The 20,911-nt window shown below is 64.9% G+C and carries 18 protein-coding genes; 8 read left to right on the forward strand and 10 right to left on the reverse strand.

Features of this window, described 5'->3' with window-relative positions; all coding sequences use genetic code 11:
* Positions 1-564, forward strand: a complete 564-nt coding sequence (gene purN, locus LRQ04_RS07725) for a phosphoribosylglycinamide formyltransferase (protein WP_235519162.1) — start codon at positions 1-3, stop codon at positions 562-564.
* Between the two features lie 37 nt (positions 565-601).
* Here the strand turns inward: purN and LRQ04_RS07730 are convergent, their stop codons facing one another.
* The 3 genes from LRQ04_RS07730 to LRQ04_RS07740 all read right to left on the reverse strand — a co-directional run bounded on the left by LRQ04_RS07730 (position 602) and on the right by LRQ04_RS07740 (position 3,885).
* Complete coding sequence (locus tag LRQ04_RS07730) at positions 602-1,954, reverse strand: MFS transporter (protein ID WP_235519163.1); 1,353 nt, start codon at positions 1,952-1,954, stop codon at positions 602-604.
* A gap of 61 nt (positions 1,955-2,015) precedes the next feature.
* Positions 2,016-2,966: an N-acetylmuramic acid 6-phosphate etherase gene (gene murQ, locus LRQ04_RS07735; RefSeq protein WP_235519164.1), complete on the reverse strand. Its 951-nt coding sequence runs from the start codon at positions 2,964-2,966 to the stop codon at positions 2,016-2,018.
* Positions 2,941-3,885, reverse strand: a complete 945-nt coding sequence (locus LRQ04_RS07740) for an N-acetylglucosamine kinase (protein WP_235519165.1) — start codon at positions 3,883-3,885, stop codon at positions 2,941-2,943. Before LRQ04_RS07740 ends, murQ begins: the two co-directional genes overlap by 26 nt.
* A 236-nt stretch (positions 3,886-4,121) precedes the next feature.
* Between LRQ04_RS07740 and LRQ04_RS07745 the strand changes: the two genes are divergently transcribed.
* Both LRQ04_RS07745 and purH read left to right on the forward strand, forming a co-directional pair.
* Complete coding sequence (locus tag LRQ04_RS07745; RefSeq protein ID WP_235519166.1) at positions 4,122-5,051, forward strand: endonuclease domain-containing protein; 930 nt, start codon at positions 4,122-4,124, stop codon at positions 5,049-5,051.
* Positions 5,052-5,753: 702 nt separating this feature from the next.
* On the forward strand, positions 5,754-7,424 hold the full coding sequence (purH, locus tag LRQ04_RS07750) for a bifunctional phosphoribosylaminoimidazolecarboxamide formyltransferase/IMP cyclohydrolase (RefSeq protein WP_235519167.1): 1,671 nt from the start codon (positions 5,754-5,756) through the stop codon (positions 7,422-7,424).
* 114 nt (positions 7,425-7,538) lie between these two features.
* Here purH and LRQ04_RS07755 read toward each other — a convergent pair whose 3' ends face one another.
* Entirely contained in the window at positions 7,539-8,642 is a 1,104-nt protein-coding gene (locus LRQ04_RS07755; protein WP_374198924.1) for a serine protease, read from the reverse strand.
* A gap of 216 nt (positions 8,643-8,858) precedes the next feature.
* Here LRQ04_RS07755 and LRQ04_RS07760 point away from each other — a divergent pair, with 216 nt between their 5' ends.
* On the forward strand, positions 8,859-11,078 hold the full coding sequence (locus LRQ04_RS07760; protein ID WP_235519169.1) for an NADP-dependent isocitrate dehydrogenase: 2,220 nt from the start codon (positions 8,859-8,861) through the stop codon (positions 11,076-11,078).
* A 72-nt stretch (positions 11,079-11,150) separates the two neighbouring features.
* Here LRQ04_RS07760 and LRQ04_RS07765 read toward each other — a convergent pair whose 3' ends face one another.
* From LRQ04_RS07765 to LRQ04_RS07785, 5 genes are all read right to left on the reverse strand, one after another.
* Positions 11,151-12,260 carry an FAD-dependent oxidoreductase gene (locus tag LRQ04_RS07765; protein ID WP_235519170.1) on the reverse strand — a complete coding sequence of 370 codons (1,110 nt, stop codon included), beginning with the start codon at positions 12,258-12,260 and terminating at the stop codon, positions 11,151-11,153.
* 74 nt (positions 12,261-12,334) lie between these two features.
* Positions 12,335-13,186, reverse strand: a complete 852-nt coding sequence (gene phnE / locus LRQ04_RS07770; protein ID WP_235519171.1) for a phosphonate ABC transporter, permease protein PhnE — start codon at positions 13,184-13,186, stop codon at positions 12,335-12,337.
* The gene (locus tag LRQ04_RS07775; RefSeq protein ID WP_235519172.1) at positions 13,183-13,953 is read right to left on the reverse strand and encodes a phosphonate ABC transporter ATP-binding protein; all 771 of its coding nucleotides are present in this window, start codon (positions 13,951-13,953) and stop codon (positions 13,183-13,185) included. Before LRQ04_RS07775 ends, phnE begins: the two co-directional genes overlap by 4 nt.
* Positions 13,953-14,867, reverse strand: a complete 915-nt coding sequence (locus LRQ04_RS07780; protein WP_235519173.1) for a phosphate/phosphite/phosphonate ABC transporter substrate-binding protein — start codon at positions 14,865-14,867, stop codon at positions 13,953-13,955. The genes LRQ04_RS07775 and LRQ04_RS07780 overlap by 1 nt, the downstream gene beginning before the upstream one ends.
* 56 nt (positions 14,868-14,923) lie before the next feature.
* On the reverse strand, positions 14,924-16,132 hold the full coding sequence (locus LRQ04_RS07785; RefSeq protein WP_235519174.1) for a TIGR03364 family FAD-dependent oxidoreductase: 1,209 nt from the start codon (positions 16,130-16,132) through the stop codon (positions 14,924-14,926).
* Positions 16,133-16,295: 163 nt separating this feature from the next.
* Between LRQ04_RS07785 and LRQ04_RS07790 the strand changes: the two genes are divergently transcribed.
* From LRQ04_RS07790 to LRQ04_RS07800, 3 genes are read left to right on the forward strand one after another with little or no spacing between them, the layout of a single operon-like run.
* Complete coding sequence (locus LRQ04_RS07790) at positions 16,296-17,063, forward strand: GntR family transcriptional regulator (protein ID WP_235519175.1); 768 nt, start codon at positions 16,296-16,298, stop codon at positions 17,061-17,063.
* Entirely contained in the window at positions 17,060-17,731 is a 672-nt protein-coding gene (locus tag LRQ04_RS07795) for a phosphonatase-like hydrolase (RefSeq protein WP_235519176.1), read from the forward strand. The genes LRQ04_RS07790 and LRQ04_RS07795 overlap by 4 nt, the downstream gene beginning before the upstream one ends.
* 36 nt (positions 17,732-17,767) lie before the next feature.
* Positions 17,768-18,205 (forward strand): DoxX family protein, encoded by a 438-nt coding sequence (locus tag LRQ04_RS07800; RefSeq protein ID WP_235519177.1) that lies wholly within the window; start codon positions 17,768-17,770, stop codon positions 18,203-18,205.
* A 33-nt stretch (positions 18,206-18,238) separates the two neighbouring features.
* Here LRQ04_RS07800 and LRQ04_RS07805 read toward each other — a convergent pair whose 3' ends face one another.
* Complete coding sequence (locus LRQ04_RS07805; RefSeq protein WP_235519178.1) at positions 18,239-19,309, reverse strand: Gfo/Idh/MocA family protein; 1,071 nt, start codon at positions 19,307-19,309, stop codon at positions 18,239-18,241.
* A gap of 519 nt (positions 19,310-19,828) precedes the next feature.
* On the opposite strand from LRQ04_RS07805, the gene LRQ04_RS07810 reads away from it, so the two are divergent.
* Positions 19,829-20,911, forward strand: coding sequence for an efflux RND transporter periplasmic adaptor subunit (locus LRQ04_RS07810; protein ID WP_235519179.1), 1,083 nt, complete (start codon positions 19,829-19,831; stop codon positions 20,909-20,911).

The raw sequence follows: 20,911 nt of genomic DNA on the forward strand, positions 1-20,911 counted from the left end.
ATGCGCATTGTTGTCCTCGTCTCCGGTACCGGTTCCAATCTTCAGGCAGTCATCGACGCCGTGAAGTCGGGTGAACTGGACGTCGAGATCGCCGCTGTGGGTGCGGACCGGCCCGACACCTACGGCGTGGAGCGTTCCGACGAAGCAGGCATCGAGACGTTCGTGGTGAACTTCAACTCCTTCGAAACCCGCGCGGAGTGGGACGCAGCCTTGCGCGACAAGGTGCTTTCCTACAGCCCGGATGTGGTGGTTTCCTCCGGTTTCATGCGGATCGTGAGCGCTGACTTCATCGATGCTTTCGGCGGCAAGTACGTCAACACGCACCCGGCGCTGCTCCCGTCCTTCCCGGGCGCCCACGGTGTCCGCGATGCGATGGCCTACGGCGTGAAGGTCACCGGCTGCACCGTCCACTGGGCCGACGCCGGCGTGGACACGGGCCCCATCATTGCACAGGAGGCCGTCTCTGTGCTTCCGGATGACACCGAAGAAACCCTGCACGAGCGCATCAAGATCGTGGAGCGCCGACTGCTGGTCCAGACGCTGCGGGACCTCGCGGCCCACTAGCCCGCACCCGCACCCGCCCGGGTCAGGAGAGCTCGCGTCAGGAGAGCTCGCGCTGCTTGGTCTCCGGGGCGAAGAACGCCATCCACAGCACCGACAGGAGCACCAGGCCGCCGGCGAGGGCAAAGGACGTCGCCAAACCGAACACCGGCCAGAAGAACGACGCAAACACCAAGGGCCCAAAGCCCGCGCCGATGCGGGAGAACGTCGAAGCCCACCCGAAGCCGGAGCCGCGAAGCTCGGTGGGATACAGCTCGGACACGTAGGCGTACAGCACGGGGATGGCCACCTGGACCACGAACCCGAACACCAGCAGCCAGAACACCGCAGCCGAGGGAACGTCCACCACGAGCGCCACGATCACCAGCGTCACCGCGGACAGGGGACCGGTGATGGCCAGGATCCACTTGCGGCCCACCCGCTCCACCAGGAGCGCAGCAACCACCACGCCCAAAAGCCCGACGGCGGCCATACCCGCCGTCGTCACGAACGCTTTGTATTCCTCGAACCCGGCGCCGATGAGAATGCGCGGCATCCACGTCAGCGACAGGTAGTAGACCAGGAGCACGGAGAAGAACAGGGCCCAGGCCGTGGTGGTGATCTTCCAGTTGAACTGCCAGATCTTCTGAAGCTGCGACCATGCACTGCCGGCGGAGAGCCGGGGTGCGGCCTCCGGCTCGGGCAGGCTGTAGGCGCGGGGTTCAGCCCCTGTGGCGTCGACCAAGCCGTCGATCACAGCCGCAGCTTCAGCGCGACGGCCCTTCCGGATCAGGAACAACGGCGATTCGGGGACCGATCGGCGCACCCAGAACACGAGCAACGCGGGCAGCACCATGATCAGCATGGTGAGCCGCCAGTCCCCGAAAGCCGCCACCAGCCAGGCGGACAGGAAACCACACAGTGCTGCCCCCACCGGCCACCAACCATCCATGGCGGTAAGGACTTTGCCTCTTTGCTTGCGCGGCGTGAACTCACCCACCAGGGCGTAGTCCACCGGGATGCAGCCGCCGAGGCCGAAGCCGGCCATGAAGCGGAAGAGGCAGAACCACACGATGTCCGGCGAAAACGCGCCCAGAACGGTGAAGATGCTGAAGATCAGGAGGGTGGCCGTGAAGGCCTTTTTCCGCCCAATGGTGTCGGCAATAGTGCCCCAAGCGAACGCACCCACGGCCATGCCAATCAGGTTGGCGGTACCGATCCACGCAGCGTCGGCCGGCTGCAGCGACCAGTGCTTGGACAGCAGGGGGATCAGGATGCCGTTAAGCGTGACGTCCCAGGCATCGAACATGAACCCGAGGCCACCGATCAGGAAAATCTTGCCTTGGACCTTCCAGCGCCATGGCAGTTCCTGCACCACTTGTTCGCCGCTGGGCACGGTTGTGTACGTATTCATAGGGCCTCCTGCATGCAACTTTAGGCCCTGCCGGGCAACACGTTTGGCCTGGCGGCCGACGTTACTTCTGGTTCTCGATGGCCCTTCGCAGGAAACCGCCCGCTTCCTCAAGCGCGCCCTTCGCAGCGGAGGCTTCGATTCCCGTGAGGAGCACCAGAATTGCCGCCTTAACAGAGCCGCCCACGGAGTCCAACGCCGCAGCCGCTTCCGCCGCGGAAACACCGGTGGCGTGCTGAACGGTCCGCTGTGACCGGGCGAGCAATTTTTCGTTGGTGGCACGCAAGTCAACCATGAGGTTTCCGTAGGTCTTGCCGAGCTTGACCATCACCAACGTGCTGATCATGTTGAGGACAAGTTTCTGGGCGGTGCCCGAGTTCAGCCTTGTCGAGCCCGCGATGAACTCCGGACCCACAACAACCTCGATCGCAGCATCCGCCACATGGCTCACGGCCGATCCCTTATTGCAGGCCAGCGACGCCGTGAAGGCACCGTGCTTCCGGGCCTCCTCAAGCGCGCCGATCACGTACGGCGTCCTACCGGAGGCGGTGATACCGACGACGGCGTCCGCTTCCGTCACGTTGATGTCGTGCAGGTCCCGAGCGCCGGCCGTTGCGTTGTCCTCGGCGTACTCCACCGGGTGCTGGATCGCTTTGGCGCCACCGGCGATCAATCCGACGACCAGCCCCGGCGGTGTGCCGAACGTTGGCGGGCACTCGCTCGCATCGAGCACACCCAGCCGCCCGGCTGTCCCGGCGCCCACGTACAAAAGGCGGCCGCCGCGCTGGAGCCGTTCCGCAACGGCGTCGACCGTTTGGATAATCGCGGGACTGGCCGCTTCAACGGCAGCGTGCACGCCTGCCGTGTGGGCCAGCATTGCGGCCACGAGTTCTTCGGTGCCAAGGATGTCCAGGTTCTCCAGGCCTTCGGCGGTGGCTTCGGTCTGCAATCCGGCGAGTTCCGTGCGCAGGCCCGCAAGTTTGTCGGCGTCAGTCGGGCCAGTTTGTTCCGTCACGGTGGATGTACCTTTCCTGGATGAGCCCGCGGCGCGTCGCAGCGAGAGCGGCGCCGTCCAGGCCATCGCCCAGCGGGGCCACCACCTCAATCCCAGCCGAAGCGAGGGACTTCCGCAAGAGCGACGCGAAGAAGTCCGACCCCACTACGCCGCCCAGCAGCGCCACGCGGTGCGATGTCTCGTCGCCGGAGGCTCTTTGCACTGTTGCCGTCAGGATGCGGCACGCCTCGCCAACGATGTTAAGTGCGACGGCGTCACCCGCCTCCGCTGCCTGCAGAACCAGCGGCGCGAAACGGGCCATCGCCCGGTAGGGGTTTTCCTGGTCGGCCAGCCACCCCGGGAGCATCTCCGGCGACTCAACCAAAGCCCCGGCCGCAACGGACAACGAGGTGGCCGGCCCGCCGTCGTGCGCTTCAAGAACTGCCTGCAGACCCTGCTGGCCAATCCACCGGCCGCTGCCGCGATCACCCAGGTAGGGACCCCAGCCGTCGGCCCGGTGCAGGACACCGAGCTCGTCGAAGCGGAAAGCCACGGCGCCTGTGCCCACGATCAACGTCGTGCCGGGGGCGCCCTGGAGTGCGCCGAGTTGGGCGGCTGTGGCATCGGAGAGAACCGCCGCGGGAACTCCGAAGCGTAAGGACAACATGGTGGCAAGCTCCTGTGACTTCTGCGCCGAAGCCTCGACGCCGGCCACAGCAGCGCCGATACCCGTTACCGTCGCCAGGGGCAGGCCCGGCGGCAGCAGTGAGACGGTCTCAAGCAGCAGGTCGAATGCGAGGGTGGGGCCGTTGTCCACGTGAACTCCCGGGAACCCGTGCTGGTCCGCGGCACCCAGCAGCTCCGAACCACGGCGCAACTCCACGCGGCAACGGCTCTTCCCTACATCGGCAACAAGAACGACATCCTGGGGGTCTTCCATGGCACAACCCTATGTTGCGGGGCCCGCTGTGCGTGGTACTTCGGGTGTTTGGGGCGCAGAGTGGGCCTCACAGTGTTGGGACCTCGCGTTGTGGGGCCTGCTTTGCGTGGTACTTCGGGTGTTTGGGGCGCAGAGCGGGCCTCACAACAGCTGTGGAAGAATAGACAGAGATGCCTCTGGTGGCGTTTTCTGTGGATAACCGAATGTGAACCATCGTTTCCGGCAACTATGGACCCATGCGAAATCCCACCCCCTTGCCGCCGGAGGTCGATCCCCGAGGTTTTCTCGTCGCAGACGCATATGCCGCCGGTGTGCCGCGATGGCGGCTCCAGACGAAAGGGCTCCTAACGCCGAGTCGGGGCCTTCGTGTTGCAGAGCCAAACGAACGCGATCTCGAACTGCTCGGACGGCTGCACACCGCAGTCACACCCCGCTGCGCAGTGAGCCATGTCACGGCGGCACTCTTGTGGTCTATTCCGCTTCCTATCTACCTCGAGGAAGAGGGGAAGGGCGGGCTGATCCACGTGACGCGTCGGCAAGAAATTGGGAGGGTCAAGCGTCGCGGAGTGGTAGGGCATCGGGCACCTCTGCTCGCTCGGGACGTGCGGGTGCTAAATGGGGTTCAACTGACGTCGCCGGAATGGACATGGGTAGATTTGGCCAGGCATATGGGCAGGTCCTCCCTCGTGGCGGCGGGGGATTCGCTGCTGGCCAGGAAGAATCCTTTGTCCTCGATCGAAGCGCTCCAAGAAGTTGTTGATCGGCGCCCGAAGGTCAAGGGGATCCGTATTGCGCGGGAAATTTTGCCATTGTTGCGGTCGGGCGTCGACTCGCCACAGGAGTCAAGGTTGCGCCTGAAAATAGTCGACGCCGGGCTGCCGGAGCCAGCAGAAACCCAAGCAATCTTCGATGATCATGGCCGCTATGTCTCAACGCCCGACCTCCAGTACAAGGAGTACAAAATTGCCATGGAATACGAGGGCGATCATCACCGCTCCGATCCTGTGCAGTGGGGCAAGGACATTGAACGTGACGACCGGCTTCGGGCCATGGGGTGGATCGTGCTGAAGTTTTCTGAGGTCCAAATGAAGGCCGGGTGGGCCAACGCCGAACGCAAAGTACGTGACGCGTTGACATCGCGCGGTTGGCGAGGGCCGTCGTCGTAAGTCACGTCTGGGCGCGCACTTGGCGCGGAGTGGGCCTCGCAACGCCAGGCCCCAACTTGTGGGGCCTGGTGTGCGTGCCAGGTCCGAGTGTCGGGGCGCGGAGTGGGCCTCGCAACGTGGGGCGACGATTTGTGGGGCCTGGTATGCGTGGCAGATCCGGGAGTTGGGGCGCGGATCTGCCACGCAACGTGGGGCGACGATTTGTGGGGCCCGGTGTGCGTGTCAGGTCCGAGTGTCGGGGCGCGGAGTGGGCCTCGCAACGTGGGGCGACGGGGGCAGCGATTTGTGGGGCCTGGTGTGCGTGTCGGATCCGGGAGTTGGGGCGCGGAGCGGGCCTCGCAACGTGGGGCGACGGGGGCAGCGATTTGTGGGGCCTGGTGTGCGTGCCGGGTCCGGGAGTTGGGGCGCGGAGTGGGCCTCGCAACGTGGTGCGACGTGGGGCAGCGATTTGTGGGGCCTGGTGTGCGTGCCAGGTCCGGGAGTTGGGGCGTGGAGCGGGCCTCGCAACGTGGGGCATCGATTTGTGGGGCCTGGTGTGCGTGCCAGGTCCGGGTGTTGGGACGTACAGCGGGCCTCGCAACGTGGGGCAACGGGGAGCAGCGCAGCACCGGGAGGACGCACAAGCGGGGCGCCAACGAAACACGATAAACTGCCCGTATCCCACCACCCGCGATATCTACGCGAACTAAGACGGAGACTTTTGTGAGCTTGACGCAGCTTGACCGTGTTCCCATCCGCCGTGCACTGATCTCGGTTTACGACAAGACGGGATTGGAGGAGCTCGCGAAGGGCCTGCACGCAGCAGGCGTCGCAATCGTCTCCACCGGGTCCACCGCCAAGAAAATCGCCGCCGCAGGCATCCCGGTGAAGGAAGTCGAAGAAGTCACCGGCTCCCCGGAAATGCTGGATGGCCGCGTCAAGACCCTGCACCCGCGCGTGCATGGCGGCATCCTGGCCGACCGTCGCGTCCCGGCCCACATGGACACGCTCACAAAAATGGAGATCGAAACCTTCGACCTCGTGGTGGTTAACCTGTACCCGTTCGTCGAGACCGTGAAGTCCGGCGCAGCGCAGGATGACGTTGTTGAGCAGATCGACATCGGAGGCCCCGCCATGGTGCGTTCGGCTGCGAAGAACCACGCCGCCGTCGCCATTGTCACGGACCCGAACTTCTACGGTGCTGTCGTCGACGCCGCAGCCCACGGCGGTTTCGACCTGAACACCCGTCGCCGCCTGGCCGCCAAGGCCTTCGCGCACACGGCAAGCTATGACAACGCTGTTGCTTCCTGGACCGCCAGCCAGTTCCTGGACGAAGACGGCGACGGCATCATCGACTGGCCCGCCTACGCCGGCCTGGCACTCGAGCGCTCCGAGGTCCTTCGCTACGGCGAGAACCCGCACCAGCAGGCTGCACTTTACGTTGACAAGGCTGCTCCGGCCGGCATCGCCCAGGCTGACCAGCTGCACGGCAAGGCAATGAGCTACAACAACTTCGTCGACGCCGATGCCGCCCTCCGCGCTGCGTTCGACTTCGCCGAGCCCGCAGTCGCGATCATCAAGCACGCCAACCCGTGTGGTGTTGCTGTTGGTTCTGCAGACTCTGCTGACCCGATTGCCGACGCACACGCCAAGGCCCACGCCTGCGACCCCGTCTCCGCTTTCGGCGGTGTGATCGCGGCGAACCGTACCGTCACCGCCGGCATGGCCCGCACGGTTGCGGACATCTTCACGGAGGTTGTCATCGCCCCGGACTTCGAGCCCGAGGCCGTGGAGATCCTCTCCAAGAAGAAGAACATCCGCCTGCTCGCCCTGCCCGAGGGCTACGGCCGCTACCCGTCCGAGATGCGTCAGGTTTCCGGCGGCGTCCTGGTCCAGATGTCTGACAAGGTAGACGCCGACGGCGACAACCCCGCCAACTGGACGCTCGCTGCCGGCGAAGCTGCTGACGAGGCAACCCTCGCTGACCTCGCGTTCGCGTGGACCGCGTGCCGCGCGGCCAAGTCCAACGCCATCCTCCTTGCCAACCACGGCGCTGCTGTGGGCATCGGCATGGGCCAGGTCAACCGCCTGGACTCCTGCCGCCTCGCCGTCGAACGCGCCAACACACTTGGCGTCCAGGTGGAGTCCGACGTCGAAGGTGCTGGCGGCGCGTCCAACGCCAGCGGTGCCGACGCACCCGAGCGCGCACGCGGCGCCGTTGCAGCGTCCGATGCGTTCTTCCCGTTCGCCGATGGCCTGGAGATCCTGATCGAGGCAGGTGTCCGCGCAGTGGTCCAGCCTGGCGGTTCCGTCCGTGATGAGGAAGTCATCGCCGCAGCCAACGCCGCGGGCATCACGATGTACTTCACCGGCGCACGCCACTTCTTCCACTAGGAACCCGGGCGCGTCGAGACCACGCGCCCTATAAGCACCACAACGCAACGGCGGCCGCCCCCGGTAGGGGACGGCCGCCGTCGTACTTAACAGGGACGTGCTACTGAGAAACCGTTACGAAGCCGCCGCGGTGTTGTAGGTGGACTGGATCACGGTGCCCCAGTAGGGGCCGTACATGGTGGTGGAGTTGCTGCCGTAGCCGTAGCTGTTGATGGAGTTCTGGTAGCCGGTGGAGCTGTTGCCGATGAACCACGGACCGCCTGAGGAACCACCGGTCATGTTGCAGGGGATGCCCTGGGTGTTGAACTGCGGGTTGTTGGGATCGTTGGTGGCAGTGCCGGAGCAGCTCTTGAGTGATTCGCCGTTGAACGGGGAAGCTGCCGGGTAGCCGAAGGACTTGTAGCTCAGGCCGCGTGCGGCGTTGAACTGGACTCCGGAGGAGCCCACGACGTCTGCGAGCTTCTGGCCGTTGAGGGTGTTCATGACGGCGAAAGCGGTGTCGTACTGCATGTTGCCGTTGGAGGCCCACTGGGTGGGGGAGTACAGCGCCTTTGCCGTCCACTTCCCGTAGGGTGCTGCGCCGTTGAGGTAGGCCGGCACGAAGACGAAGTTGGTGGCGTAGGCGCCGGGTCCTTCGTTGACGCAGTGGCCGGCGGTGGACACCGTGCTCTTATTGGCGGCGGTCACGGAGTTGCCGGAGCAGACGTAGTTGGAGCCACCGAGGGTGAAGAAGATCTTGCCGATGTGCTTGACCGGGGTTTCGCTCTGGTTGACCTTGCGGTCGATCGTGGTGGAGTCGGCGGCTTGCTGCCCGGGAATGCTGCTGACAGCGCCCGGGGCTTCGGTGACCTGGGCTTTGCCGAGGTTGAGGAGCTTGCCGCGTTCCAGTGCCTTGACGCCGAGGATGTCGCCGGACTTGGCGTTCTTCATGCGCTCAGGCGTCCAGTAGTCTGCAGCGCCGGTGTCGGACGCTGCATGGCTGCTGACCGAAGCGCCGCTGGAGTCTGTGGTGTTCACCGGTGCCGCGTTTGCACTGGTGGTTCCAACCAGCGCCAGGATTGCGGCAGCGGACAGACTCAGCAGGCTTGTGGCCAGGGTCTTGGTTTTCGTCACGTTGTTCCTACCTATCGAGGGAGTGAGGCGGCCAGTGATGGCGACCGCCGACTGACGGAATCGAAGGTATCGCGCGTATGACAAGTTTGTAAAGAGATGTTTCACATTTTGTGATATTTCGCTGTCACTTCAAGTCACGCTGCTGGAGCCAGCGCCCGACGGCGGCAAGCGGCGGCGGCGGTCAGGGCGCCGTCGGCCGTAAATCGCTTTCCCGGGCGGTAATGCGCAGAGTGATCCCGGACACGAAGAGCCGCCAAAACGGCCTACTCGGGTAAGTTAGGAGATGTTGAAATCTGCAGACTTTCAGGGAGAACCCCGCCAATGGCCAAGATTATCTATACCCACACAGACGAAGCGCCGATGCTGGCAACCTACTCATTCCTGCCGATTGTGGAAGCGTATGCCTCGACCGCAGGTGTAGAGGTGGAGACCCGCGACATTTCGCTGGCCGGCCGCATCATCGCCGTCTTCGGTGATTTCCTGACCGAGGAGCAGCGCACGGGCAACGCCCTGGCTGAACTTGGCGAACTGGCAAAGCAGCCGGAAGCCAACATCATCAAGCTGCCCAACATCAGCGCCTCCGTGCCGCAGCTCAAGGCTGCCATCGCCGAGCTCCAGGCCCAGGGCTACGCCCTCCCGGACTACCCGGACAACCCCTCCTCGGACACCGAGACGGACATCCGCTCGCGCTACGACAAGATCAAGGGCTCCGCCGTGAACCCGGTACTGCGCGAAGGCAACTCCGACCGCCGCGCACCCCTGTCGGTGAAGAACTACGCCCGCCAGAACCCGCACTCCATGGGTGCCTGGAGCGCAGATTCCAAGACCAACGTTGCCACCATGGGCGAGAATGACTTCCGCTCCAACGAGAAGTCCGTTGTCCTGGACAAGGATGACTCCCTCACTATCCAGCTGGTCCGCGAAGACGGCTCCGTCAAGGTCCTGAAGAAGGGTTTCCCGGTCCTGGCCGGCGAAATCGTTGACGGCACAGTCCTCCGCGCAGCAGCCTTGGACGAATTCCTCAAAGCACAGGTTGCCCGCGCCAAAGAAGAGGGCATCCTCTTCTCCGCGCACCTGAAGGCCACCATGATGAAGGTCTCGGACCCCATCATCTTCGGCCACGTGGTCAAAGCCTACTTCTCCGAGCTGTTCGAGACCTACGGCAAGCAGCTCGCCGCAGCAGGCATCAGCCCCAACAACGGCCTGGCCGCTATCCTCAACGGTCTGGAAGACCTTCCGGAAGACGTCCGCGAAGGCGTTAAGGCTGCCATCGCCAAGGGTCTCGAAGACGGTCCGGCGCTGGCCATGGTGGATTCCGACAAGGGCATCACCAGCCTCCACGTTCCTTCCGACATCATCGTGGACGCTTCCATGCCCGCCATGATCCGCCAGTCCGGCCACATGTGGGGCCCGGACGGCAAGGAAGCCGACACTCTTGCCGTCCTCCCGGACAGCTCCTACGCCGGCGTCTACCAGGTTGTCCTGGACGACTGCCGCGCCAACGGTGCGTTTGATCCCACCACCATGGGCACCGTTCCCAACGTGGGCCTCATGGCGCAGGCTGCCGAAGAATACGGCAGCCACGACAAGACCTTCGAAATCGAGGTTCCGGGCACGGTCCAGCTGGTCAACAGTGCCGGCAAGGTCCTGATCGAGCACGAAGTTGCCCCGGGCGACATCTGGCGCGCCTGCCAGACCAAGGACATCCCGGTCCGCGACTGGGTCAAGCTGGCCGTCACCCGTGCCCGCGCGTCCCAGACTCCGGCCGTGTTCTGGCTGGACAAGACCCGCGCGCACGACGCCAACCTGATCGCCAAGGTGAACGAGTACCTCAAGGAACACGACACCGAAGGCCTGCAGATCGAGATCCTCTCCCCGGTTGAGGCCACAGCCTTCACCCTGGAGCGCATCCGTAAGGGCGAGGACACCATCTCCGTCACGGGCAACGTCCTCCGCGACTATCTCACGGACCTGTTCCCCATCCTCGAGCTCGGTACCAGTGCCAAGATGCTCTCCATCGTTCCGCTGATCAACGGTGGCGGCCTGTTCGAGACCGGTGCCGGTGGCTCCGCTCCGAAGCACGTCCAGCAGCTGGTCAAGGAAAACCACCTTCGTTGGGACAGCCTGGGTGAGTTCCTTGCCCTGGCCGTGAGCTTCGAGCACCTTGCCACCTCCACGGACAACGCCCGCGCACAGGTCCTGGCTGACACGCTGGACCGCGCAACGGGTACGTTCCTGCTGGAAAACAAGTCCCCGCGCCGCAGCGTCGGCGAGCTGGACAACCGCGGCAGCCACTACTACCTGGCCACGTACTGGGCCCAGGAGCTGGCCAAGCAGACCGAAGACGCAGAGCTGGCCAAGGACTTCGCAGCAATCGCTGAAGCCCTGACCTCCAACGAGGACACCATCGTTGGCGAGCTCGCTGCAGTGCAGGGTCACGCCGTCGACCTGGGCGGTTACTACCGTCCGGACGCTGCCAAGGCCGCTGAGATCATGCGCCCGTCGGCAACGTTCAACAAGGTCCTCTCGACCCTGGGCTAAAGCCACGCGAAAAGACCCCGCAAGCGTCATGCTTGCGGGGTCTTTTGCGTTCGTGCCCGGTTGGTGGCCGGCTTAGCGGTCGGCGTGGAACCTGGCGGGTGCGGTGCCGCCGTCGACGATGTCCTTCAGCACGCGGCCAATGGCCGGCGTGAACTTGAAGCCGTGGCCCGAGAATCCGGCGCCCACCACCAGCGGCCCGAAACTGTCCAGCACGAAGTCTTCGGTGGGGGTGGTGGTGTAGGTGCAGCTGATGGGAACCGCACTGGAGGGGTCGACGCCGGGAAGCCACTCTTCTGCGTACCGCACCAAGGCTTCGAGCTGCTGGGGGATGGGTTCGAATGTGCGCTCATCGGGGTCCATGACGGGGCCAACGCCATGCCAGCCCGCTTTGACGCCTTCGCCGGGGGTGAGCATGCCGTACACGGGGCTGAACCAGTATTCGTAGAGCTCGTTGTTGGGGTCGGGGTCCGGGTTGTGGTTGAAGCTGGGCCACACCAGGGTGTTGTCCGTAGGGGTGAAATGGGCAGGTTGCTCCTGCGTGACCACCAGGGACGGAAGCTTGGCGAGGCCGTTCAGGACTTTGGGGGTCCACGCCCCGGCCGTGACCACCACCCGTTTGGCTCTGTACTCGGTTTCCTCGGTCACCACGACCACAGATTCCGCGCCGTCCACGCGGATGTCCCGGACCGGCGTCGAGTACTTGAAAATGGCTCCCTGGGCCTCGGCACTGTTCCGGAGCGCCACCAGGGCATCTGCTGAGCGGATCCGTCCGGAACCTGGCACGAAGAGGACGTCGGTGGCGAAGTTCATGCCCTGCCAGCGATTGGCGGCGTCGTCCGCGGAAATGAAGTAGCTCTCGATGCCACGTTCCTGGTGGGCTTCGCGGACCTTTTCCAGCTTGGGGATGTTGCCGTGGTTCGCCAGCCCCACCAGGTCCAGCAGGGGCGCGCCGTGCTCTGCGGCGAGTTCGTCCCAGAGGGTCTTGGACTCAGCCAGGAGGTCCAGGTAGTCCGCCTCGGCGTAGGCGGTGTTGAAGTTGCGGGTTGCGCCATGGGATGCGCCGATGTGGTGGCCGGCCTCGAACCGTTCCAGGAGGACCACTGAGCGTCCGGACCGGGAGAGCTGCCACGCGGCAGCCGATCCCATGGCTCCTCCACCAACGACTACAACGTCTACCTGCATTCCCGCTCCGTCCATCTCACGCCACAAAACCATGCCCAAGCGTGGGCCTCGTCCCATTCTGCCCCTACTCAGGCTCAGGCGGCGAGGCGCCTCCGGATCCATGCCGAGAACTGGTCCACCACGATGATCAGCACCAGCACAATCAGGATATGGGTGAGCATGGAGTCGAACCGGAAGGATTTGATGGATTGGTTGATGAGCAAGCCGATGCCACCGGCGCCCACCAAGCCAAGAACCAGGGAGGACCGCACGTTGACATCGAACCTGTAGAGCAGCAGGCCCACGAACTGCGGCACCACCATGGGCAGGGTGGCGTTGGCTACCTGCTGGATGCGGTTGGCGCCCGCCGTCCTGAGGGCCTCCTGCGGCCCGGCGTCGATCTCTTCCATTGACTCCGCCCACAGCTTCCCCATGACCCCCGTGTTGTGGCAGATCAGCGCAAGCACTCCGGCGAACGGCCCAAGGCCGACGGCCGTGACGAAGATCAGGGCGAACACGATGTCCGGCACGGCGCGAAAGAACGACAACACCGCACGCGCAGCCTGGTACACCAGCCGGTGCGGGCTGGTGTTCCTGGCGGCCAGCGCCGCGAGGAGCAGGGCCGAAGGCACGGACAACGTGGTTCCCAAGAGCCCGATCCACAGAGTCACCAGGGTGGCCTCGAGCCCGGGTTTGAGCGTGCGTTCCCAGCTGAGGTCCGGCGGGAAGGCATCTGCCACGAAAGCGGCCATCCCTTTCCAACCATCCACCAACAGTTCCGGCTTGAAGTCGGTCCCTTCTATTGCCAAGGCGTGAAGTCCGACGACGGCGGCCGCCACTGCCGCCGTCGTCAACCACCGCAGCGGCTTCTTCGGGCGGACCAGTGCCACGCGGCTTGGGCGGGCTGGTTCACGGCGGGTGGTGGGAAGCAGGGCCTGGGGTGTCATGCTGCGAAATTCCTGTCAGAAACGCCCCGATCGGGGGCGTACAAAGTGTCGAGGTGCTTGGCGGTGACCTCTGTGGAGGGCAGGTCGAACGTCATGGAGCCCTGAAGCAGCCCGATGGAACGGTCGGCATACCGCAAGGCGAGCTCGGGCTGGTGCAGGACGGCGGCCACCGCGAGGCCTTCGGTATGGGCGAGCTCGCGCAGCAAAGCCATGACGTGCTCGGCCGCGTGCGGGTCCAGTGCCGACACTGGCTCGTCGGCGAGCACGACGTCGGCCCGCTGGCAGAGTGCCCGGGCAACCGCAACGCGCTGCTGCTGTCCGCCGGAGAGCCGGCCAACGCGGTCGAAGGCGCGGTCTGCCAGGCCAACGCGATCCAGGCAATCGAGGGCTTCCTGCTGGACCTCGGCCGGGAACAGCAACGGAGTGAGCGAACGGATCGTCGGGATACGGGCCAGCGCGCCGGAGCAGACGTTGTCCAAGGCGGTGCGGCGGGGGACCAGGTGGATCTTCTGGAAGATCATGGCCATCCGCTGCCTGGCTCGCTGCAGGTCACCGCTGTGGAGCGAGTCCAGCGGTGTGCCGTCGATGCTGATGCTTCCGGCGTCCGGCGGGGTGATGCCCATGACGCAGCGCAGCGTGGTGGACTTGCCTGAACCGTTAGCCCCAAGGAACGCCACGACTTCGCCCGCGGAGACGGTGAAGTCCACCCCGGTCAGGACGTTACGTCCGGCGAAGGACTTGCGGAGGCCCTGGACGGAGAGCGCCACTACAGGTCCTTCTCGGTGAGATTCATGGTCTTGGCGAGTTCAAACAACGGCTGGTAGTTGTCCTTGGTGACTTCAAGCAAGGGGCCCGGAGGAGTGACGTCCAGGAATTCGCCTACCTTGGCCACGTCAGTGGGATCCAAGGACAAGAACGCGTCTTTGACGGCTGCCTTGAACGCCGGGTCGGCGTCACCCCGGACGGTGATGGGGTCGTTGGGGATGGGGTTGGACGTCCAGACCTGCCGATACTTGTCGGAAGTGAAGGTCCCTGCGGCGATAGCGGTTGCCAGCGTTTGGGAATTAATCTCCGCGGCGTCAACCTTGCCGTTGGTCAGCGCGAGCAGGGCTTCCGGGTGGCCGCCGGTGTAATCCATCTTGAGGTCGGCGTCGGCTATTTCGGCCTCGCGAAGCCCGAAGCGCGGCAGGACATCGCCCGACGTCGAACCGACGCTGCCCAAGGCGAGCGACTTGCCCTTGAGATCGCCGATGGCTTGGATGGGGCTGTCCTTGGAAACCCAGATCCCGGCCGTGTACGTGCTCAATTCCTTTCCTGCAGTGCCGAAGGAGACCAGCGGTTCCGCTCCGGCCTTGGCATCAGCAAAGACATAACCCAGCGGGCCGAACTGGCCAAGGTCCAGCTTTCCGTTGCGCATGGCCAGAACTTCTGCGGCGTAGTCCTCAACAACCTGCACGCTGACAGGGCATTCGAGTTTCTTGGACAGGGCAGCTGCCAGGACATCGTAGGCGGGCTTCAGCTTGGCCGGGTCCTCGTAAGGCTCGATGCCGAACTTGATCCCACCATTGGGGCAGGTGGCCGATGTCGCGGCGGGGGAGGACTGGGCGGAGCCCCCACACGCAGTGAGTGCCAGAGCGGTGGCGAGGGCAAGCGCAGAACCGGTGAAGAGCTGGGTTTTCATGGGAATCCTTATGCGAAGGGGAGAGGAGGTTGTTGGAGAATTCAGAACAGGACGATTCAGGGCAGGCGCGAGACGTTGCGGTGCGCCAGGCCGAAGGACAGGGTCATGCCAACGCCGGAGGTCACGGACACTACGGTGACGCCGGGCTGGATTTCGCGGACAAGGATGGGTGCGACGTCCGAGGATGCGTAGATGCCCTGCCAGCGCTGGATGATCTCCAGCGGCTCGCCGATCCTGTCGGCAATTTCCGCGTTGAGCGTGGACGTCACCTCTTCGTCCAGGAACGGATCGGCGGTCTGGTGGTAGTGGTGCGAGTCGCCGAGGATGATGGTCCCGTCGGGTCGTTGGGTAAACATGACGTTGGCGCCGATGTCCAGCAGCCCAGGCCGGGTTTCCGACACCTCTGCCCGGAGTGCGGCAGCGGCAGGCATGTCAGTAAATGCCGGGTAGCGGAGCATGGATGTTGCCGTGAGGACTGCAGGCGCGAACCCCGCCCGGTCCGGCTTGGCTGCCAACGACATCTGGAGTGCGCACCGCTGGATCCGGTGTTCAGCGGCAAGGTCCGGGAACAGGTAATCAACGTCGTGGCCCACGCACACAAAAACCTGTCCGGCCCTCAGTTCGCCGCGGGAGGTCCGGACACTCACGCCCTCAGGGGATTGGCTGAAACCCAGCGCGGAAGTGTTCCAACGAAGTTCGACGCCGGGTTGTTGGCTCAGCCATTCGGCCAACCTCGCCACCGTGGTGCGGGGGTCGACGCGCAGGTCATCCCGAAGGAAGGCGCCGCCTACCAAACCTGGCCAGCCGCCGTCGTGCGTTTCCTGGGCGGTTTCAGGCGAAGTGCCCAGCCGTTCACGCGTCCCGGCAGGGGAGAGCAGCTCCACCTGGCCCGGCTCCCGGACGGCGGAGAGTTCGCGAAGGACGGCCATCTCCGCCTCGGTACGGGCCAGGACCACGGCGCCGGACTCGACGGCCCAGAATCCGGCCTTCGCGGCGAATTCGAGCCAGTACTTACGGGAGACCTGCGCAAGTTCGTACAACTCGCCGGACTGCGCCGTGATGCAGCAGTGGCCAAAATTGCGGACCGACGCTCCGGCAGCGTGGTGGTCGCGCTCAATGATGGTGACGGTCAGGCCATTGGCGACAGCGTGCGCGGCGTGGGCCAGGCCGACGATGCCGGCGCCGACTATGAGGACGTCGCTGGTGCTGGCCTTGCTGCCTGCGCTGCTGTTGACGGCTATTGGTGCGGTGCTTGGGTTGTTCACACCATTGACCTTGGCGGGCCGACAACGCGTAATCAAGCCAAAACGGCACTTGTATATACAAGTTAATCAGAATTTAATGTCTGTTCATGTGAGTTCACTGCTATTTCACCTTGAGTCCTTCAATTCTGGGGTTTTTGGCACGCAGGACTTGTATTATCAACTGGTGAGCACACAGCAGAACGCGCCCCTCCATGTCAGGCTGAGCGAGGAATTCATGCGCCGGATTACCGATGGTGACTGGCCGCCGGGATTCCAGCTGCCCAGTGAAGCGGAGCTGTGCCGTGAGTTCGGCACATCACGCGGACCGATCCGTCAGGCACTGGCATTCCTTCGTTCCGAGGGGGCCGTAACCGGTGGGCGGGGGCGCCCACCCATGGTGCGCTCATCGGTCCCGTCGCAGTCCTTCTCCACGTTCAACTCGTTCACCGAATGGGCTGTTGGGATTGGCAAGAAGCCCGGCCAGCGCACCTTGGAAGTTGCGCGTCGGGAAGCCAGCCCCGACGCCGCCGACGCACTCGGGTTGATGCCCGAAACCACTGTGGTGGAGGTCCTTCGGGTCCGCTACCTGGACGAGTCCCCAGCAATGATTGAACGCACCACATTTATCCTGGACGTCGGACGCAAGCTGTTCGACTTCGACACCGACTCCGGGTCCATCTTCGCCTTCCTCAAAGAACAGGGTGTGGACCTGCACAGCGCGCGGCACACCATCGACGCCGTCGCGGCAAGCGATGAGGACGCCGAACTGCTGGAGCAGCCTGAAGGCATCCCGCTCCTGCGCGAGCGCCGCGTCACCCGATCCGGCGATGGCCAGCCCCTGGAATACTCCGAGGACCGCTACCTCCCTGCCCTCACCAACTTCACTATCGACAACACCGTGGAACGCCGGGCCGCGCTGGTCCGCATCCACACCGAAGGAGCCACCCCATGATCAAGCTTCTTGCCTGCGATATGGCCGGAACCACCATTGACGAGCACGGGGACGTGTACGTTGCACTGGCCCGCTGCGTTGAAGAAACGGGCGTTCGCACCACCCCGGAGTCCGTCCAGGAATGGATGGGCGCCGACAAAGTCGAAGCCATCACCGCCCTGATCGAAGCCGGTGGAGGAACCGCGACACCCCCAGCTGTGGAGGCCGCCTTCAGCCGTTTCAAGGAATTGCTCGTGGAGTTCTACGACGCCAACCCGCCGGTCGCCCTGGACGGTGTGGAGGACGCTTTCCGGGAGTTGCGCCGCCGCGGCGTCAAAGTGGCGTTGACTACCGGCTTCTCCCGCGATGTCGCCGGTCCCCTTCTTGAGCGGCTGGGCTGGAGCGTCGAGGACGATAACCTGCTGGACGCCGTCGTATGTTCCGATGAGGTAGCCGCGGGGCGTCCGGCCCCGCACATGATCCACCGTGCCATGGAGCTGACCGGGGTGCAGGACGTCCGGGCAGTGATCGCTGCCGGCGACACCGTGAACGACCTCGCCGCCGCCAACAACGCAGGCGTCACCGCCGTTGGCGTCCTGACCGGTAAGCTCGGCCGCGAAGACCTCGCCGTTCACCCGCACCATCACATCCTGGACGGCGTGAAGGACATCCCCTCGCTGTTGTCCTAGTTGGCGCCTGACCCGCGGACGTGGAAGATTGGGACGGTGAAATTCCTTCACCCCTCTCCCCAGTCCTCCTCCCGCGGTGTCGCCATCCTGCGCGTGGTGTTCGGTGCGCTAATGGTGGTCCACGGCCTCCAGAAGCTCATGGCCGGACACGCAGCTTTCGCCGCGTCCGTGGCCGCCATGGGTGTCCAGAAGCCCGAACTCATTGCCTGGTTGGTCATCGCGGGCGAGCTTGGCCTTGGCGCGCTGTTGGTCCTGGGTGCGCTGACCCGCGTGGCCGGGTTCCTCGCGGCGATCCTGTTCGCCTCGATCTGGTTCGTGACGGAGGCGGGCAAGCCGCTGCTCACCGACGCGGCCGGGGTGACGGCCGAGCTCCTGATTATCTATTTCGCCATTGCCGTGGCGTTCGTCTTCCTGGGCCCCGGAGCACTGTCGTTGGACCGCAAATTGGCGCGCCAGCCGGCTCGGGGTCGCTAGCTCACCTGGGTTAAATCACGACGGCGGCGGCACTCACCGTGCGTCGTTCGGGTACCGGATACCCAGCTGTGAGCGCACACCGTCAAACAAGCGCATCACGTTGACCGAGTCCTCCAACGGCATCACGGGACTTTCGGTGAGGCCTTGCTGGACGCATCGCGTCACTTCGCGGAGTTCGTACGTGTAGCCGATGCCCACCACGTCGAAGTGCTCGTGCCGGGGCTCGTCCCAGCCAACCCTGATGAGCAGTTCGCGGGGGTTGTTTACCGACCCGACTGTTTGCAGGAAGCCCAATCCTCCGGCGACCGTGGCAGTCCGCGGCCCGTGCGCCATCAAGGACGACGTCAGCTGGGCCTGCGCACCGTCGGCGTACCCGAGCGTCAGTGCGTTCTGGGTGTCCACGCCGTCCTCATTCAGCGATCCGATGGCAGTGACAGACTGAGGGAAGCCAAGGGTTCCCAGCGCCCAGAGCAGGGGATAGACGGTAATGTCCAGGAGCGCCCCGCCGCCATCGTTCAGGGCCCAGATCCGGGCGGTGGGATCGTAGGGTGCCGGGAAACCCAGATCTGCGCTGACCCACTGGATGCTCCCAAGCTCACCTGAACCGGCGATCTCGAACGCGCGCTGCATGCTGGGCAGGAACCGGCTCCACACGGCCTCCATGAAGAACACCTTGTTTTCCTTGGCCAGATTCACCAGTTCCGACGCTTCGCGGGCGTTGATGGTCAGGGCCTTCTCGCAGAGGACGTGCTTGCCGGACCGCAGTGCGGCGGAGGCGATCTGGAAGTGCTGGGCATGCGGAGTGCCGATGTACACCACGTCCACCGCGGGGTCGGCGAACATCCGCTGGTAGCCGGGAACACCGCCGTCGTCCCCGTAACCCTTGGCGAAGCCGAGTGCACTGGCGAAAGCATCCGCTGCCTCTTGGGTCCGTGAACTTACGGCGTAGAGTTCCGCGTCTTCCAGCATCGCCAGGTCCTGGGACACGCTGTTGGCGATGTTGCCCGTGGACACCACGCCCCACCGCAACGGCCGTCCGGTCGCTGCCCGGGGATCCTGGTTGGTTTGCTCGAACAGCCACGGCCTGGCGATGGGGAGGGTCATGAGTGCCATCCTCTCATTTGGCGCAAGTCATTCGGCACAAGTCATTCGCGCAAGGGTGGCGGTCAAGCCGCTGCGGTGCGCACCCTTTCGCGCCGCTCGCTCCCGGAACCTCTGGTGCGCCGGGCGGGAACGGGTGCGGCCGCCGGGAACGTGGGGTGCGCCCGGCGGCAACGGGTGCGCTGTGCGCGATGCAGTCAGGGCTGGGGCTTGGAGTGTGAGGGTCTCGAGTGTGCTTGGTGCCGCACCCTTTTGCCCCGCTCGCACCCGGAACCTCTGGTGCGCCGGGCGGCAACGGGTGCGCACACCGGGAGCGTGGGGTGCGCCGGGCGGCAACGGGTGCGCACACCGGGAGCGTGGGGTGCACCGGGCGGGAACGGGTGCGCACGCAGGGAACAGGCGGCGACACGGTAAGCCTTCTGTCAAGTCACACGAATGCCCGGAGCCGTGGATTTCCTCGCCTAGGCTTAGGCCATCATCCCTCGCAGAGGTTCTGTGGGGAGTTACCGAAATGGAGCAGGGATGGGTATTTTTCGGCGCGTCATTTTGCCGGTTGCCTGGTTGGCCATATTCGCGGTTATCGCGGTGGCCTTGGTCAAGATCGCATTTGTCGATGGCCTGGAGTCGGCCGCATCCGAGCCGGCACCGCTGGCCCACGTGGACATTCCGGTGGTCCCGGCCACCAGGGCAACGGTCACCAACACCGTCCAGATCAAGGGCACCGTCCAGAGCGACGCAGCCGACACCGTCCGCAGCACCTCGGCAGGGAAAGTCATCAAGGTCTTCGTTGAACAAGGTGCCACCGTTGCCAAGGGCGACGCCTTGTTCCAGGTCAAAGCCGAGCAGGCCGTCACCGGCGCACCTTCCAAGGACGGGACCCAGCCGAAGCTTGCCTACGACTACTTCGACATCCTTGCCCCCAGCGCGGGAACCCTGCAGTCACTCTCGACGCTCGTTGACCAGCAAGTGACCGTTGGTGAGTCCGTGGGCAAGATCGATCCCGGAACCTACACTGTGGCGGGTTCAGTGACCGCCGCCCAGCAGTACCGGCTGCTCGGCAAGCCCGGTCCGGCAGAAATCGCCTTGGTGGGCGGCCCGGCGCCGTTCCAGTGCACGGAAGTGACGCTCAAGAACAACGCGTCCGACGACGGCGGCAGCGGCTCCGGCGGTTCCGTTGCCAGCGGTGGAGGTGCTGGAATGGGCGTGGGCATGGCTGTTGCCGGTCCGGGGGCGCCGAGCCAACCCGAGGAGGGCGGCACTCCGACGGGAACGTTGAGCTGCCCCGTCCCGTCCGGCCAGCAGGTCTTCCCTGGTTTGGGAGCCACCATGACGGTCAGTGCGGGCGTCGCACCGGATGTGGTGACCGTTCCGTTGACGTCGGTGAAAGGAAGCGTGAAGGACGGGATCGTCTGGATCGCAGGGCCGGGTGGGGCAGCGGCCGCACCCGAGCAGCGCACGGTCCAATTGGGCCTCAATGATGGTTCCGTAGTGGAAGTGACGTCGGGCCTGGCCGAAGGCGAGCAGGTCCTTGAATTCGTACCCGGCGCGCCGGCTGTCCCGGGGCCTATGGGTCCGGGGCAGGTTGCCGTCGCCCCGGCGGGTTAG

This window comes from Paenarthrobacter sp. AR 02 (genome assembly GCF_021538675.1).
Taxonomy (GTDB): domain Bacteria; phylum Actinomycetota; class Actinomycetes; order Actinomycetales; family Micrococcaceae; genus Arthrobacter.